14 protein-coding genes are annotated in these 15,019 nt (G+C 72.7%); 5 read left to right on the plus strand and 9 right to left on the minus strand.

The window, feature by feature from the left end; translation table 11 throughout:
* Positions 1-83: 83 nt before the first annotated feature.
* Positions 84-710 carry a CBS domain-containing protein gene (locus ACZ7G1_RS01875; RefSeq protein WP_470877633.1) on the minus strand — a complete coding sequence of 209 codons (627 nt, stop codon included), beginning with the start codon at positions 708-710 and terminating at the stop codon, positions 84-86.
* Positions 711-884: 174 nt separating this feature from the next.
* Between ACZ7G1_RS01875 and ACZ7G1_RS01880 the strand changes: the two genes are divergently transcribed.
* Positions 885-2,171, plus strand: a complete 1,287-nt coding sequence (locus tag ACZ7G1_RS01880; protein WP_470877634.1) for a YncE family protein — start codon at positions 885-887, stop codon at positions 2,169-2,171.
* A gap of 134 nt (positions 2,172-2,305) precedes the next feature.
* Here the strand turns inward: ACZ7G1_RS01880 and ACZ7G1_RS01885 are convergent, their stop codons facing one another.
* The 3 genes from ACZ7G1_RS01885 to ACZ7G1_RS01895 all read right to left on the minus strand — a co-directional run bounded on the left by ACZ7G1_RS01885 (position 2,306) and on the right by ACZ7G1_RS01895 (position 5,973).
* Positions 2,306-4,378: a galactose-binding domain-containing protein gene (locus tag ACZ7G1_RS01885; protein ID WP_470877635.1), complete on the minus strand. Its 2,073-nt coding sequence runs from the start codon at positions 4,376-4,378 to the stop codon at positions 2,306-2,308.
* Between the two features lie 121 nt (positions 4,379-4,499).
* A complete protein-coding gene (locus tag ACZ7G1_RS01890; RefSeq protein WP_470877636.1) occupies positions 4,500-5,093 on the minus strand; it encodes a TetR/AcrR family transcriptional regulator in 594 nt (197 codons plus the stop codon).
* Positions 5,094-5,187: 94 nt separating this feature from the next.
* Complete coding sequence (locus ACZ7G1_RS01895; RefSeq protein ID WP_470877637.1) at positions 5,188-5,973, minus strand: hypothetical protein; 786 nt, start codon at positions 5,971-5,973, stop codon at positions 5,188-5,190.
* Between the two features lie 191 nt (positions 5,974-6,164).
* On the opposite strand from ACZ7G1_RS01895, the gene ACZ7G1_RS01900 reads away from it, so the two are divergent.
* On the plus strand, positions 6,165-7,625 hold the full coding sequence (locus tag ACZ7G1_RS01900) for a hypothetical protein (protein ID WP_470877638.1): 1,461 nt from the start codon (positions 6,165-6,167) through the stop codon (positions 7,623-7,625).
* On the opposite strand, the gene ACZ7G1_RS01905 is transcribed toward ACZ7G1_RS01900, so the two are convergent.
* Both ACZ7G1_RS01905 and ACZ7G1_RS01910 read right to left on the minus strand, forming a co-directional pair.
* The gene (locus ACZ7G1_RS01905; protein ID WP_470877639.1) at positions 7,622-8,293 is read right to left on the minus strand and encodes a GntR family transcriptional regulator; all 672 of its coding nucleotides are present in this window, start codon (positions 8,291-8,293) and stop codon (positions 7,622-7,624) included. The genes ACZ7G1_RS01900 and ACZ7G1_RS01905 overlap by 4 nt on opposite strands.
* Before the next feature lie 74 nt (positions 8,294-8,367).
* The gene (locus tag ACZ7G1_RS01910; protein WP_470877640.1) at positions 8,368-9,636 is read right to left on the minus strand and encodes a CaiB/BaiF CoA transferase family protein; all 1,269 of its coding nucleotides are present in this window, start codon (positions 9,634-9,636) and stop codon (positions 8,368-8,370) included.
* Between the two features lie 161 nt (positions 9,637-9,797).
* On the opposite strand from ACZ7G1_RS01910, the gene ACZ7G1_RS01915 reads away from it, so the two are divergent.
* Entirely contained in the window at positions 9,798-10,979 is a 1,182-nt protein-coding gene (locus ACZ7G1_RS01915) for an acyl-CoA dehydrogenase family protein (RefSeq protein ID WP_470877641.1), read from the plus strand.
* 31 nt (positions 10,980-11,010) lie between these two features.
* Here the strand turns inward: ACZ7G1_RS01915 and ACZ7G1_RS01920 are convergent, their stop codons facing one another.
* Positions 11,011-11,550 (minus strand): FBP domain-containing protein, encoded by a 540-nt coding sequence (locus ACZ7G1_RS01920; protein ID WP_470877642.1) that lies wholly within the window; start codon positions 11,548-11,550, stop codon positions 11,011-11,013.
* A 44-nt stretch (positions 11,551-11,594) separates the two neighbouring features.
* Positions 11,595-13,064 (minus strand): MocR-like transcription factor YczR, encoded by a 1,470-nt coding sequence (gene yczR, locus ACZ7G1_RS01925; RefSeq protein WP_470877643.1) that lies wholly within the window; start codon positions 13,062-13,064, stop codon positions 11,595-11,597.
* 129 nt (positions 13,065-13,193) lie between these two features.
* Here yczR and ACZ7G1_RS01930 point away from each other — a divergent pair, with 129 nt between their 5' ends.
* On the plus strand, positions 13,194-13,376 hold the full coding sequence (locus ACZ7G1_RS01930; RefSeq protein ID WP_470877644.1) for a hypothetical protein: 183 nt from the start codon (positions 13,194-13,196) through the stop codon (positions 13,374-13,376).
* Entirely contained in the window at positions 13,373-13,963 is a 591-nt protein-coding gene (locus tag ACZ7G1_RS01935; RefSeq protein ID WP_470877645.1) for a universal stress protein, read from the plus strand. The genes ACZ7G1_RS01930 and ACZ7G1_RS01935 overlap by 4 nt, the downstream gene beginning before the upstream one ends.
* Here ACZ7G1_RS01935 and ACZ7G1_RS01940 read toward each other — a convergent pair.
* Positions 13,938-14,939, minus strand: coding sequence for an ABC transporter substrate-binding protein (locus ACZ7G1_RS01940; protein WP_470877646.1), 1,002 nt, complete (start codon positions 14,937-14,939; stop codon positions 13,938-13,940). The genes ACZ7G1_RS01935 and ACZ7G1_RS01940 overlap by 26 nt on opposite strands.
* Positions 14,940-15,019: the final 80 nt, after the last annotated feature.

Here is a 15,019-nt window from a genome sequence, read left to right on the forward strand (position 1 = left end):
GCGCTAGGCCCCCCGGCCCCGCGCTAGGCCCCCCGGCCCCGCGCTAGGCCCCCCGGCCCCGCGCTAGGCCCCCCGGCCCCGCGCTACGCCTCCCCAGACCCGCCCCCGCCCGTTCCCCCGTCCCCCTCCTCGTACCTCAGCCGGTCCACGACTTCCACGACGCCGTCCACCGTCTCGCACAGGTTGACCAGGATCGGGCCGAGGCCGCGCCGTTCGAGGGTGCCGCTGAGGGTGACGCGGCCTTCGTCGACGTCGATGTGGACGGCGGAGGGGGAGAGGCGGAGGATGCGGACGAGGACGTCCTCGCGGATCTCCTCCTGGATGGAGCGGTCGCGGCGGAGGAAGAGCTGGAGGAGGTCGCTGCGGCTGAGGACGCCGATGAGGCGGCCCTCCGCGTCGACTACGGGGAGGCGCTTGACCCGGTGGCGCTCCATCAGGCGGGCGGCCTCGACGGCGGTCCAGGACGGGCGGGCGGTGATGACGGGGCTGGACATCATGGCCTCGGCGGTGCTGGGGCCGTCCTTGGCGGCGTGGCGCCGGAGGAGGTCGGCCTCGGAGACGACACCCACGGGCCGGTGGTCGTCGTCGACGACCGGGACGGCGGTGATGCCGTACTCGTCGAGGAGTCTCGCGATCTCCTTGAACGAGGTCCCGCGCTGCACCGCGACCGCGGTCGGCGTCATCAGGTCCGCGACACTGCGGTGCCTCATCGTCCGTTCCGTCCCTTCTGCGTTCCGGATTCCATGGTCCCGCACGGTGGCGGGGGCTCGCGCGAGGGGGGCCGGAAGAGTGGTGTGAAGGGGGGCGCGACAGGGGCTTGTGAGCCCGACCCGTCCGTGGTTACCTCCGGTAAGTCATCGTCGCGCCACGGAAGAAGGACCCCCATGCCCTCTCCCCGTACGTCCGGTTCCCGACGCCTTCTCGGGGCCGTCGCCGCCTCCCTGGCACTCGTCACGGCTTCCGCGGGCGCCGGTTCCGCATCCGCTCCCGGGCCGGCCGCGGCGAAGGCCTCGGCCGCCTCCGCCGGGCTGCGCGAGGTGATGTTCGTCGGCAACAACTGGGACGGCACCGCCGACGTCATCGCCTCCCACGGCGACTTCGGCCGGATCGGCCGGGTGAACGTCATCCCCGACAAGGAACAGCGGCTCCGCGAGATCTACCTCAACCCGGTCAAGCTCGCCTTCTTTCTCGGCGTCCGCAGTGGTCCGGGCGAGGGTCACGACCAGTACGTCGACGACATGTACGCCACGCCCGACGGCTCCGCCATGGTCGTCTCGCGGCCCAGCTTCGCCGACGTCGTCTCCATCGACCTGCGGACCGGGCGGATCAACTGGCGCTTCCCCGTGGCCGGTTACCGCGCCGACCACATGGCCGTCTCGCCCGACGGCACCCGGGTCGCGGTCTCCGCGTCGACGGCGAACACCGTGCACGTCCTGGACATCGCCACCGGTGCCGAAGCCGGCTCCTTCAAGACGGGCGACAAGCCGCACGAGAACGTCTTCACCTCCGACGGCATGCTCTGGAACATGTCCATCGGCGAGGTCACCACCGCCCTCGACGCCCCCTGGCTCGACTGGTCCAAGGGGGACAGGAAGATCACCGTCGTGGACGCCCGCACCTTCAGGACGGTACGGGTCATCGACATGCGCGACCGCCTCGACGCCTTCGGGCGCGGGGACCTCTCCGACGCCGTCCGCCCGCTCGTCTTCACGCCGGACGAGAAGAAGATCTACTTCCAGGTCTCCTTCTTCAACGGCTTCCTGGAGTACGACGTCGAGTCCGACCGCATCACCCGCCTCAAGAACCTCCCCGGCAACCCGGCCACCGACCCCGACCGCACCAAGTGGGTCAACGACTCCCGCCACCACGGCCTTTCGATCAGCCCCGACGGCGACAAGCTCTGCGTCGCCGGAACGATGGACGACTACGCCACGGTCGTCGACCGGGAGTCCCTCGCTCAGGGTCCGCTCGTTCAGGCCTCCAAGCCGTACTGGGCGACCGTGAGCGGCGACGGCCGTTCCTGCGTCATCTCCGAGAGCGGCGCCGACCGCGTCACCGCCATCGACTTCGCCACCGGGCAGCGCGTGGCCTCCGTGGACGTCGGCGACCACCCCCAGCGCGTGCGGCTCGCCCGTGTCCCCGCCGACTGGACCGGCCCCACGGCCGGCTGAGAGACCACCGAAGAGGACACCGAAGAAGCCAGCGAAGAGCCCACCGAAGAGGGGCCCGCCGGAACGCGTCCGGCGGGCCCCTCCGTCGTACCTCGTCGTGCCTCGCCCTACCTCCTCGGGCAACCTTCCCGTGGTCAGGACCGGTTGACCGACACCTCGTAGAGCGAGTAGCCCCACTGGGTGGCCCGTCGCACGCCGTGGATGCGGACGTAGCGGGCGGACTGGGAGGCGAACTCGGCCGTGTCGAAGCCGCCGTCGCCGCTGTCGGTGGACCAGACGTCACGCCATTCCGATCCGTCGTCGGACAGCTCGATCCGGTACGCGCGCGCGTAGGCACGCTCCCAGTCGAGCGTGACCCGGCCGACCCGGCGTTCGGAGCCCAGGTCGATCCGGAGCCACTGGTCGTCCGACCACTCGCTGGCCCAGCGGGTGCCGGTGTCACCGTCGACCGTGAGCCCCGGCGAGTAGTTGACGAAGGGGTTCCACCACTCGGTGGTGGAGGCGGCGGCGGGGCGGCCGGCCGCGAGGTTCACTCCCGGCTCGTGGTCCTCGGTCCGCTTCCAGGTCGTCAGGTACGACTCCGCGCCACGGGAGAGCTCGTCCACGACGGCCGGGCCGCCGTTGCTGAGCCGGATCTGCTCGATCCAGTCGGGGACGAGGCCGTTGTGGGCGGCGCCGTCCGTGTTGAGGTCCCAGGTGCGCTCGCCGGTGACCTGACGGTCGATCACCGAGCCGCCGTCGAAGCTGCGGAAGGGGTACTTGACGGCGTTCGGGGCGTCGTTGCCGACCGGGCCGGGCCAGCCGCCGACACCGTTCATGTCGGTGCCGTAACCGAAGCCGACGCCGTACTTCTTGCGCAGCTCGGCCTTCTGGCCGGCCTCGCCGACGAAGCCCTCGGCGCCGTGCATGTACGAGGCCGCGAAACCGCCGAGGCGGTAGAGGCGCTCGGTCCAGTCCAGGTCCATCCAGCTGTGGCTGGAGAGGACGCCGGGGTACTCCTCGGCCTCCAGCATGTCGAGCGCGCGCCCGGCGGCCTTCACGCTCATGTGGTCGAGTTCGAGCATCATGCCGCGCTGCATCATGCCCTTGAGGGCGTACTCCCCGAGCCTCGTCAGACCGCGGGTGTTGCACTTGGCGTCGGAGGCGTACGAGGGCACGCTCACCCCGGCCGGGAGCTTCTCGGCCATCGCGGCGGGCGCGGCGGCGAGACCGATCGGGTTGTCGTGCTGCGGGCCCGCGCACTTCTCGGTGGTCCAGAAGGTGCCCGTGGACAGGAACTGGCCGATGTTGACGGCCACGCCCGTCGTGCCGCTGTCGAAGCGGACCCCGCACAGCGCGTTGTCGAACTTGTGGCAGAGGAACATGCTGCGCACACCGAGCGAGTACAGCTCGTCCAGGCCCTTGTCGATGTCGGCCTGGCCGCACTGCGCGACGTCGAGGATCTGCTTGCAGCCGAAGGGCTCCGAGGTCTCCACGCCGAGGACGACGGCGAGCTTGCCCTGCTCGATCACCGAGCGCGCCTGCGCGGCGCTGGTGACGATCCGGAACCAGCCCTTGCCGGGACCGCCGTACATCCCGTCGATGTAGTCCTGCATCTCGTACGTCTTGCGGGCTTCCAGGCGGATCGCGGTCATCTCGTCGCAGCTGCGGTCACGCGGCAGCAGCGAGCAGATCAGGCCGTTGGTCACCAGGTCGTTGACGAGCACCCGCTGGCCACCGCGCCAGGCGCGCTCCACCCAGGCGTAGTAGTTCTGCTGGTGGCTGAGCGAGTTGTTGGCGGGCCAGTCCTTGAACGTGGGCCAGCCGACCGGGTCGTGCTTGCCGTTGTCGCCACCGGTGAGGTGCTCGAAGAGGGCGCCCGAGCCGTCGGGGTAGTGCTCGGGACAGTCCTTCAGGGCGTCGGCGATGCCCGCCGTCGAGAACGTCTGGCCGCAGATCATGCGGCCGCCGAAGCCCTCGTTGGACATCAGGTGGTTGTGCGCGTCGACGAAGCCGCGCACCTTGCCCTGCGCGTCCGTTCCCTTGAACGGCGCGCCGGTCACGTTGATCTGGGAGTCGACCGCGGGCCGTGCCGTGGGCTCCCACCAGGTGCCGCCGGCGTCCGCGGCGGGCACGGGAGCGGAGCCGAAGAGCACGGCGGCCAGGGCGATGAGCAGCGCGAGGAGGGCGGATCTGCCGCCCGTACCGCGCGAATGGGTTCTGGTCATGATCAGCGATGCCTCCGGACGGTGGGGGTGTACCGGGCGCCCCGAGGATCGCGGTGTGGAGGGAGTGAGTCAATAGTCCGGGTCAAACGACCTACTGAATGTGATCGAAACTAATTCGGCGTCATCCCGCGATCAGCGGGACCAGTTGGTCTGCCAGCACGTCGAGCTGCCCCTCGGCCGCCTCGGGGTCGCCGAGGACGAGGAACTGGAGGGTCAGTCCGTCGATCGCCGCCGCCAGATACCGCGCGACGACCTCCACCGGCGCCCCCGGCGCCCCGCCGTACCCGTCCCGCACCTGTTCGATCAGCGCGGCGGCCGACGCCAGGTACTGCTCGTACTGCGCCCGCGCCAGATGCTCGAACCCCGGCTCCCGCAGGGCGTACTGGGTGAGGTCGTAGGTCAGCATGTGCTCGCCCGGATGCGCCGTCACATGGTCCCAGTACGTCCGCAGGGCACCCCGTACGGTCTCCCGCAGCGTCGCGCCCGGCTCGACCGCCGACCGCACCCGCGCCACGTAGTTGCCGGTGATCGTCTCTATGGCGGCTTCGAGCAGCGCCTGCTTCGACTCGAAGCAGTAGTGGAAGACGCTCAGCGACACACCGGCCTCGGCGCAGATCGACCGCGTCGTCGTCTTCGCCACCCCGTCCCTGGTCATCGCCCTGATCGCCGCGTCGACCAGCTGTCTGCGTCGTTCGGCCGACGACATCCGCGCCATGGTTCCTCCTCGCGTCCGGCGCACAGGGTAACCGCAGCCTCTGTGGCCTCCCCCCGGCCGGTCCCGTCCGCGACGGGACCGGCGGAGCACGACGTCAGGGGGTGTACGGGGCGTCGCTGTGGTGCAGTTCGACCATGGCCGGTTCCACCACGCGGTACGCGGCGGTGCGCCGGAGCGTCACGACGGCCGCCGGATCGGCGTCGCCCCGGGTGAGGTAGACGACGGTGGCCTGACGCGCGGCCGGGGAGGACACGACGATCGACTGCACCGGCGTACGGTCGCCGAGCGAGGCAGCCGCGACCGGGACCGGGGAACCCGCGTCGTTGCGCCAGGTGACCAGACCCCAGAACTTGCCCGTGCCGCCCGTGGTCACCTTGACGGCGGCCACGGCGTCCGCCGCCGCGTCGCCCGTCATGTCACCGATCGCGCACTGCGGCTGAAGCTCGATGACCACGCCGTCGCCCTCCCAGCGCCCGTCGGTGAAGGCGACGGTTCCCTCCGGGGCGTCCGGGAAGCGGAAGGACGAGGTCTGCAGCGGGGCGTCGCGGAGCCGGTCGCACGTCAGCGCCTTCGACGGCGTGTCCTTGCCGGGCTTCTTGGTCTCCGAAGGCTTCCCGGGCTTCTTCGACTCCGTCGGCTCCTTGGGCTCCGTCGGCTTCTTCGACTCCGTCGGCTTCTTGGACTCCGTCGGCGACGGCGTGGCCGATTCCTTGCCCTCGCCCGCGCCGGGGGACTTCGAAGCGGTGCCGGACGTCCCCGGCTTGGGGCCGGCGCCGCCCGCACCGCCGTCCGTGTCCTGGCAGCCGACCGTGACCGAGGCCAGAGCCAGGGCGGTGATCAGCAACATCGCCCGTGCCGACCGGTTTCTCTTCGCGTTCACCGCAAGACCCCCTTGTGTCCGTCCCCGCCGGCCGTCCACCGTCCGGCAGGGCCGAAGACGCACCATTTCGCCCCGCGGTTGCGGGTGCGGAGAGCGTGAGGAGAGCACGGGCCCGTGGCCTGTACTCGCCCTCGCCGCCGGAGATAATAGGGCTTTCCCCGCCACCGTTCTCCACGCCCCGAAGAGCCGCCGTGATCGACAGCACCACCGCACTCCCGACCACCGACCCGGCCGGGATACGCGCCGAACGACGCCGCCTCGTCGAATCGGTCATGGCCCACCGGCGTCTCCTCGCCGGGCGCCGCCCCTTCGAACTCGCCGACCGGCGACGGCTGAACCGCGAGGCCGGGCTGCGGACCCGGGAGGAGGACCGCCTCGGCAAGGCCCTCCAGCGGATCCACGAGAAGCGGACCAGGAACGAACGCTCCCTCACCCGCAAGCTCGACGGCCTGGACGGGAAGCGGGAGAGCCGCGAGCGCCAGGCCCTCGCCGTGCTGCGGCGCGAGTCCATCGAACGCTCCCTGCGAGGCACCCGCCTGACCACCAGCCAGGTCAACGGCATCGGCGGCGGCCTCGTCCGCGACCTCGCCGCCCAGGGCATCACCACCGCCGCCGACTTCCGACGGGTCAGCTGGGGCAAGGCCCCCAACGGCCGGGGCGGCGAGGTGCTCTACATCCACCGCACCGAGGGCCGCAAGGTCCACATCAACGGCATCGGAGAACACCGCGGCCGACCCCTCATGGAGTGGCGCCGGGCCGCCGTCGCCCGCGCCGAGGCCCGCGCCCCCGAGGAACTCCCCGCCGACGAACGGCACCGCATCGAGGAGATCATCGAGAACGAACGGCTCCGCCTCCAGGACGAACTCGCCCAGGTCCCGAAGGCCGCCGAGACCGCACGCGCCGAGGCCGAACAGCTCCACGCCGAGCGCCTGTCGGCCCTCGCCGACAGCGAGCGCGAGGCCCAGGAGGAGGCCGACCGGCGCCGCGCCGAGTTCGACGAGACGGCGGAACGCCTGCTCGCCCTCCGGGCCGAACTGGCCGCCCACGTCGACCTCCACGGCGACCTGGGCCTCCGCGACCGGCGCGCCCGCTCGAAGGCGCTGCGCCCGGTGGCGGACGCGCCTCCGGCGATCCCCGGGCCGCGCGCTCCGCGGCCCCGGCGGGAGGCGGATGCGGTGGCGGATGCGGTGGCGATGGCGGACCGGGAACCCGACTTCGGCGGCCGGGAACCCGACTTCGATGTCCGGAAGCCCGGCTTCGGTGTCCGGACCGGGCTCGGGTGGCTCGTACCGGTCGCTCTGTTCGGCGCGACGGCGGTGCTGGGCGCGGGGGAGACGGAGGCGACGCCGCTGTGGTTCTCCGTGGCGGCCCGGGTCGTCTCGCTGGCCGTGGTCGTGGACCTGCTGAGGCTGTGGATCCCGCGTCGGCGTTGGCGGACGGCGGGCGCCATGCCCGCGGGCAGCGGCCTGGTCGCCGCGGGCGCGTTCCTGGGGCTCGCAGCCGCGAGCATGTTCGTCGACCCGGAGCACGGCGCCGGAGGTGCGCCGTGGGCCGTGACGGTGGTGTCGACGGTCCTGCTCGTGGCCGGCGCGGTCCGACGTACGGGCGGCGGCGCGACCGGGGCGACCGGGGCGGCCGGGGCGGCCGACTAGGCCGGCTCCGGGCCCAGGACCTCCCGCAGGGCAGCCACGGCGTGCGCGCGGTGGGTGTCGAGGTGGTGGACGACGGTGTCCTCGTCGCGGGCGTGGAGGGCGGCGAGGACGGCGCGGTGTTCGGCGACGGCCTGCCGGCGGTGCGGGGTGTCGGTGTAGTAGAGGGAGCGGTAGGCGTCGGTGGCGTCCCACAGGGTGGTGACGAGGCGGACGAGGCGGGGCATGCCGGAGGCCTCGATGAGGGTGAAGTGGAAGCGGCGGTTGGCGGCGGCCATGCCGGGGATGTCGCCGGCGTCGGCGGCGCGTTCCACCTCGTCCTGGATGTGTTCGAGCGTGGTGACGGTGCCGTCGGGCAGGTGGCGCACGGCGATGCGTACCGCCTCGGTCTCCAGGAGTTCCCGGATGCGGTAGATCTCCTCCAGGTCGGCGAGCGACAGCTCGGCGACGAAGTAGCCCCTGTGTATGTGGTGGACGACGAGGCCCTCGGCCTCCAGGGCCTTGAGGGCCTCGCGCAGCGGTACCCGGCTGACCTCGTAGCGGGCGGCGAGGGCGTCCTGGCGGATCTGGTCGCCGGGCCTGAGCTCGCCGGTGGTGATGGCGCGCCGCAGTTCCTCGAGGACGAACTGCTGGGCGGTCTGCGGCCGCCTCTTCTGCACCGCGCTGCTCATCGCCTGTGACCTTCCGTTCCTTCGTGTCGCCACCGCCGGGAGCCTGCCCGCCGGTGGGCCCATCTTCCTATGGATCAGGGCGTGCGCGGGGGTCGTCCCAGCGTGGCCAGCAGGTCGTCGGTGTGCTGGCCGAGGCGTGGGGGAGCGGCCCGGTAGGTGGGTGGGGTGGCGTCGAGCCGGAGGGGGTTCGCGACCTGGCCGGGGCCGGCGGCGGACTCGGGCACGCGCGGGGCGAGGCCGAGGCGGTCGGCGAGGTCGAAGGCGGCGGCGAGGTCGTTGATGGGGCCGCAGGGCACGCCGGCCGCGGTGAGGTCCTCGAACCAGGAGTCGGCGGTACGGGTGGCCAGCGGCGCGGCGAGGGCCGTGACGAGTTCCTCGCGGTGGGCGACCCGGGCGGTGTTGGTGGCGAACCGGGGGTCGTCGGCGAGCTCCGGCAGGCCGAGCCGGCCGCAGAGGTTCCGGAACTGGCGGTCGTTGCCGACCGCGAGGACCAGGGGCCGGTCCTGGGCGTCGAAGACCTCGTAGGGGGCGATGCTCGGGTGCCGGTTGCCCATGGCGCGCGGGACGACGCCGGCCCCGAGGTGGGCGGCGGCCTGGTTGGTGAGCGCGGAGAGCAGGGAGGTGAGCAGGGAGACCTCGACGCGCTGTCCCCGGCCGGTGAGGTCACGGTGCCGGAGGGCGGCGAGGACGCCGAGGCCCGCGTGGAGGCCGGTGATGACGTCGACGAGGGCGACGCCGGCCTTCGTACCGGGTCCTTCCGGTTCGCCGGTGACGCTCATGAGGCCGCCCATGGCCTGGACGAGGAGGTCGTAGCCGGGCAGTGCGGCGCCTTCGGCGGTGCCGAAGCCGGTCACCGAGCAGTAGACGAGCCCGGGGTTGGCCGCGCGCACGTCCTCGTATCCGAGGCCGAGCTTCTCCATGGTGCCGGGGCGGAAGTTCTCGACCAGGACGTCCGCGCGGTCCACGATCGCGCGGGCCGTGGCCAGGTCCTCGGGGTCGGTGAGGTCGAGGCAGACGGAGCGCTTGTTGCGGTTGACGCCGAGGAAGTAGGTGGCCTCGCCGTCGGCGAACGGCGGGCCCCACGCGCGCGTGTCGTCGCCGGAGCCCGGCCGCTCGATCTTGATCACGTCGGCGCCGAGGTCGGCGAGGAGCATCGTCATGTACGGCCCGGCGAGCACCCGGCCGAAGTCGGCGACGACGATCCCGGACAGGGCGCCGGCCGTTCCGGGGAGGCCGGGAAGGTCGGGAAGGTCGGAGAGCCCGGGGAGGCCGGGGAGGTCGGGAAGCTCGGGAAGGCCGGGCCCGTCGGCCGCGGCAGGGGTGCCCGGCTGGTCTGCGCGCATTCCGCGTTCCCTCGCTCTCGCTGTGCTGCGGCGATCCGGATATTGGATCCAATCGCGCCGACGGTAGGGCTTCGCCGTGGCGATTTCAAGACTGGATCCAATATTCGATCGGGGGCTACGCTTCGCCTCGCCGCGTTGCCACAGTCGCCAGGAGGCCGTCCGTGAAGTCCTCGTCCACTCCCGTCCACCCCTTCGATCTGCTCGCCGTCGACGGGCTGCTGACCGACGAGGAGCGCGAGATCCGCCGCACGGTCCGCGCCGTCGCCGACCGCGACCTGCGGCCGCACGTCGCCGGCTGGTTCGAGAAGGGCGAGATCCCCGCCCGCGAGCTCGCCCGCACCCTCGGCGGCGTCGGCGTGCTCGGCATGCACCTGGAGGGCTACGGCTGCGCGGGCACCAACTCCGTCGCGTACGGCCTTGCCTGCCTCGAACTGGAGGCGGTCGACTCCGGACTGCGCTCGCTCGTCTCCGTACAGGGCTCGCTCGCGATGTACGCGATCTGGAAGTACGGCTCCGAGGAGCAGAAGCAGCGCTGGCTGCCGAAGATGGCGGCCGGCGAGTACATCGGCTGCTTCGGCCTCACCGAGCCCGACGCGGGCTCCGACCCCGGTTCCATGCGGACCAACGCCAAGCGGGACGGCTCCGACTGGGTGCTCAACGGCACCAAGATGTGGATCACCAACGGCTCCGTCGCCGACGTCGCCGTCGTCTGGGCCCGGACCGAGGACGGCGTCCGCGGCTTCCTCGTCCCGGCCGGCACCCCCGGCTTCAGCGCCCCCGAGATCAAGATGAAGCTCTCGCTGCGCGCCAGCGTCACCAGCGAGCTCGTCCTCGAGGACGTCCGCCTTCCCGCCGACGCGATGCTGCCGGAGGCCCGCGGCCTCTCCGGCCCGCTCGGCTGCCTCAACGAGGCCCGTTTCGGCATCGTCTTCGGCGCGCTCGGCGCCGCGCGCGACTGTCTGGAGACGGCCATCTCGTACGCCAAGGACCGGGTCGTCTTCGCCCGCTCCCTCGCCTCGTACCAGCTGACGCAGCAGAAGCTCGCCGACATGTCCGTCGAACTCGGCAAGGGCATGCTGCTCGCCCTCCACCTCGGCCGCCTCAAGGACGCCGGGCAGCTCACCGCCGAGCAGGTCAGCGTGGGCAAGCTCAACAACGTGCGCGAGGCCATCGCCATCGCCCGCGAGTGCCGCACGATCCTGGGCGCCAACGGCATCACCCTGGAGTACCCGGTGCTGCGCCACGCCAACAACCTGGAGTCGGTGCTCACCTACGAGGGGACGAGCGAGGTCCACTCCCTGGTCATCGGCAAGGCGCTCACCGGCGAGCAGGCCTTCCGCTGACCGCTGACCGGTGCCGCCCACCGGGTGACGGTCAGCCCGCCGTCACCCGGTCCACGAAGGCGTCCAGGTTGCCCGTGAGGCGGGCGACCTGTTCGTCGAGGGTGAGGGACTCCTCGTGGCGCCGGCCGCGGAGCTTCGGCTGCCGCTTGCCCCGTACGTAGAGGGAGCAGGCCAGGTCGGCGCAGAGGTAGATCCCGACCGTGTTCCCCTCGCGGCCCCGGCTCCCGGCCAGCGGCGCCACGAGCAGCGTGACGCCCGAGGACGCGTGCCCGGTCAGACAGACCTGGCACATGCTCGACTTCACCGCACTGGTCCGTCCGGCCGCCGGCACCCGCAGGGTCACGCCGAGGGGCCCGTCCTCCCGGGGCAGCACCAGATGGGCGCGGAGCGGCGCTCCCGGGTCGACCCAGCCGAGGAAGTCCAGGTCCTCCCAAGGGAGTTCGGCGAAGTCGAGCGGCAGCTTGAGGCGGGCCGCCTCGCCCTTGGTGCAGTTCACGAAGGACGCGCGGATCTCTTTGTCGGTCAGCGGTTTCACCCGTTGGACCGTACACGGACCCGGTGCGCCGGGCATCCGAATATGGGGCGGTGCGGGGCCGCCGTCGGGGCCGTACCGGCTCAGGCGACCCAGTCCGGCAGCGCCGGGTCGGCGAACCGGCCCGGGGCCCCGTCCAGGGCCGCGGCGAGCCGCTCGGCGGCGGAGTCGTACACGTCCTCGGGCAGGGTGTACGGGATGCGCAGCCGGTGCTCGTGGGTGCCGGGGTCGACGCCGAAGCGGGCGCCGCCCTCCACCCGCACGCCGTGCCGCAGGGCGCGCGAGGCGAGGGCGGAGGCCACCGGGCGGCCCAGGTCGATCCACAGGCACATGCCGCCGGGCGGAACCGTCCAGCGCCACTCGGGCACGTGCCGGGCGAGGGCATCGGCGAGCGCGGCGCGGCGCCGGCGCAGCTCCTCGACGCGCCGGGGCAGGATCGCGTCGATGCGGTCGAGCAGGGCCACGGCCACCAGCTGGTCCAGGACCGACCCGGACAGGTCGGCGGTGATGCGGACCCGGGCCAGCTCCGTCACTATCCGGGAGGAGGCGCGCACCCAGCCGACCCGCAGCCCGCCCCAGCAGCTCTTGCTGAGCGAGCCGACGGAGACGATCTGTTCCGCCTCGCCCCCGCCCGCCGCCGACGCGAAGGGCGCGGGGGCCGGCACGTCCAGCGCCATGTCGGTGAGCGTCTCGTCCACGACCAGCCAGGTCCCGGTGGCCCGCGCGGCCCGCGCGAGGTCCCGGCGCTGCTCCTGCGGCATGAGCTGCCCGGTCGGGTTGTGGAAGTCGGGGATCAGATAGGCCAGGCGCGGCGCGGTCTGCCGGAGCGCCGCGTCGACGAGCCCGGTGTCCCAGCCGTTCTCGGTCACCGGCACGGGCGTCACCCGGAGCATGCGGGTGCGCATGGCGTCGAGGGCGTTGGTGTACGAGGGGTTCTCGGCGAGCACGCGGTCGCCCGCCCGGCCCAGCAGCGTGAGCACCAGCGAGAGGGCCTGCTGCGCGCCGCTGGTGACGAGGATCTGCTCGGGGCGGGTCGGCAGGCCGCGGGCCGTGTACCGCTCGGCGACGGCGGCGCGCAGGGCGGGCAGACCGTAGGGGTGGTAGCCCTGGGCGCCGGCGTAGCGCGGCAGTTCGAGGGCGGCGGCCGCCAGCGCGGCGGTCAGTTCCTCCACGGGTGCCTGCGGCGCGGCGAGGGCGAGGTCGATGCTCGCGCCCGTCTCGTCGTGGAACCCGCCGAGGGCGGTCGGCGCCTGCCCGTCGGGCAGCGCGGTCCAGGTGCCCGCGCCCCGGCGGCTGTGCGCGTACCCGCTCTCCCTGAGCAGGTCGTACGCCCCCGTCACCGTCGTCCGGCTGACCTGGAGCGCCGTCGCGAGCTCCCGCTCGGCCGGCAGCCGCAGGCGCAGCGCCACCCGCCCGTCGAGCAGCGCCTCGCGCACGGCCCGCGCGAGCTCCCGATACCCGAACCGGCCCTCCGGAGGCGGCGTCAGGAGCGAGGCGAGCTGGCGGCCCGTCAGGGTCCGGTCCGCGGTATGGACCACACGTGCCACCGCCATGCCAATCACTCCTCATTGGCTCTGCTGTCAGGTCCAATAAGACTACAGACTCCTTTCCAGTGGCCTGGTGGCCATCTTCCGAAAAGGGATCCGCCGAGGAACCAAGGAACCCGGGAAAGGGGACGACCGATGTCCGGACACTTCACCGACCGCGACGAGCGGATGTGGCAGCGGCGAGCCGAGGAGCGCGCGACCCGGCCCCTGCCGGTCCGGGCCTGGCTGCGTGGCCTGCGGGGTCCCGCGAAGCGCGGAGGTGCGCCGCGTACCGCCCGCCGCCGCGCGGTCGTGCCCACCGCCTGCGAACAGGCGTGACCCGCGGGCACACCGGCGGGTTCGCGCGCGCCTCCGGCCGGGTCGTGGACGGCGTCAGCGGCTCGCTCGCCTCGCTGGCGGCCCTCCGGCACGCGACCGTCGTCGCCCGGCGCGAGGGCGTGCCGCTGCTCGCCGTGCTGGCCTGGGAACCCCCGGAGGGGGAAGCGCTGTACGCCCGGATGCCGGACCGTGCCTGGGCGCGCACCTGGGTCGACGAGGCCCGTCGGCGTCTGGCGGACGCCGTCCTCGACGGCCTCGGGGGCGTCCCCGCCGACGTGGCCTTCGAGGCCAGGGTCGTCCGGGGCGCGCCGGCGGACTCGCTGTGCGCGGCGGCCGGCCGGCCGGGCGATCTGCTGGTCGTCGGCTCGGCGCCGGGCCGGGGACGGCTCGCCCGGCTGCGCCGGCGGCCGGTCCTGCGGGCCGTCCTGGCCCGTGCGGCCTGCCCCGTGCTCACCGTGCCGGGTCCGGCCCTGCTCCCCGGGGAGGCGCGCGTCCTGCGCCGGAACGCGCGTGCCTCCGCGCCGGGGGGAACCGGGGCGGAGGCACGGGGTGGGGGCGGCGTCAGGACTTCGCCGGGTCGACCTTGAAGACGTGGGCCATGTCGTCGAGGACCAGGTGGGCGCCCTGGAGGGAGACGGAGGTCATCCAGATCTCGTCCTTGACCTCGTGGACGTTGCCCTTCTGGACGGCCTTGAGGCGCTTCCAGAGGGGGTTGGCGAGGAACTTGGCCTTGCGCTCCTCACCGCCCGAGTTGGTGGTGTAGAAGATCACGTCGGCGTCGGCCTGGGCGATCTGCTCCTCGCTGATCTCGATGTTGAACTCTTCGGGGTTCCGCTGGTTGGCGGGCCGGGCGATCCCCATGTCCGACAGGATGATGCCGCTGAAGGTCTTCGGCAGGTAGACGCGGGTGGGGCCGTCGAGGAAGCGGACCACGGAGGCGGTGGGCTTGCCGGCCTTGGCGTTGACGGCGTCGCCGATCTTCTTGGCGCGCGCCTCGTAGGCGGCGACCTGGTCGGTCGCCGACTTCTCCTCGCCGAGCGCCTTGCCGAGGAGGGCGATGTTCTCCTTCCAGGTCGGGCCGGTCGTCTTCACAAAGACGGTGGGCGCGATCTGGCTGAGCTTCTCGTAGAGGTCGTCGTGGCGGACGGTCGCCGAGACGATGAGGTCGGGCTTGAGCAGGGCGATCTGCTCCAGGTTCGGGCTCTCCAGGGGGCCGACGTCCGTGGTGTCCTTCACGGCGTCGCCGAGCCGGGCGGGGAAGGTCTTCTGGTCGCGGTACGAGCCGATGCCGCCGACGAGCGGCCGGTCGAGCGCCACGACGGCCTCGACCAGGCTGTTGTCGAGGGCGACGATCCGCTTCGGCTTGGCCTTGAGCTCCGTCGTGCCCTTGTCGTGCTCGATCGTCCGGGGGAAGCCCGCCTCGGCCTTGGCGTCGGTGGAGGCCGAACCGGCCGGCTTCCCGCCCGACTCGCCGCCGCACGCGGTGAGTCCGGCGGTGAGGGCCGCCGCGAGGGCGAGCACGCCGAGCCGCTGGGTCCAGCGGCCGCGGTTGAGGGTGGTCACGGGTTCCTCCACGATCGGGCGGTGTCTCGGGGTGGTGCTGACGGACAGACAAAATCAACTTAGGGAAGGCTTGCCTTCCT

It is taken from the genome of Streptomyces sp. NPDC037273, assembly GCF_055603625.1.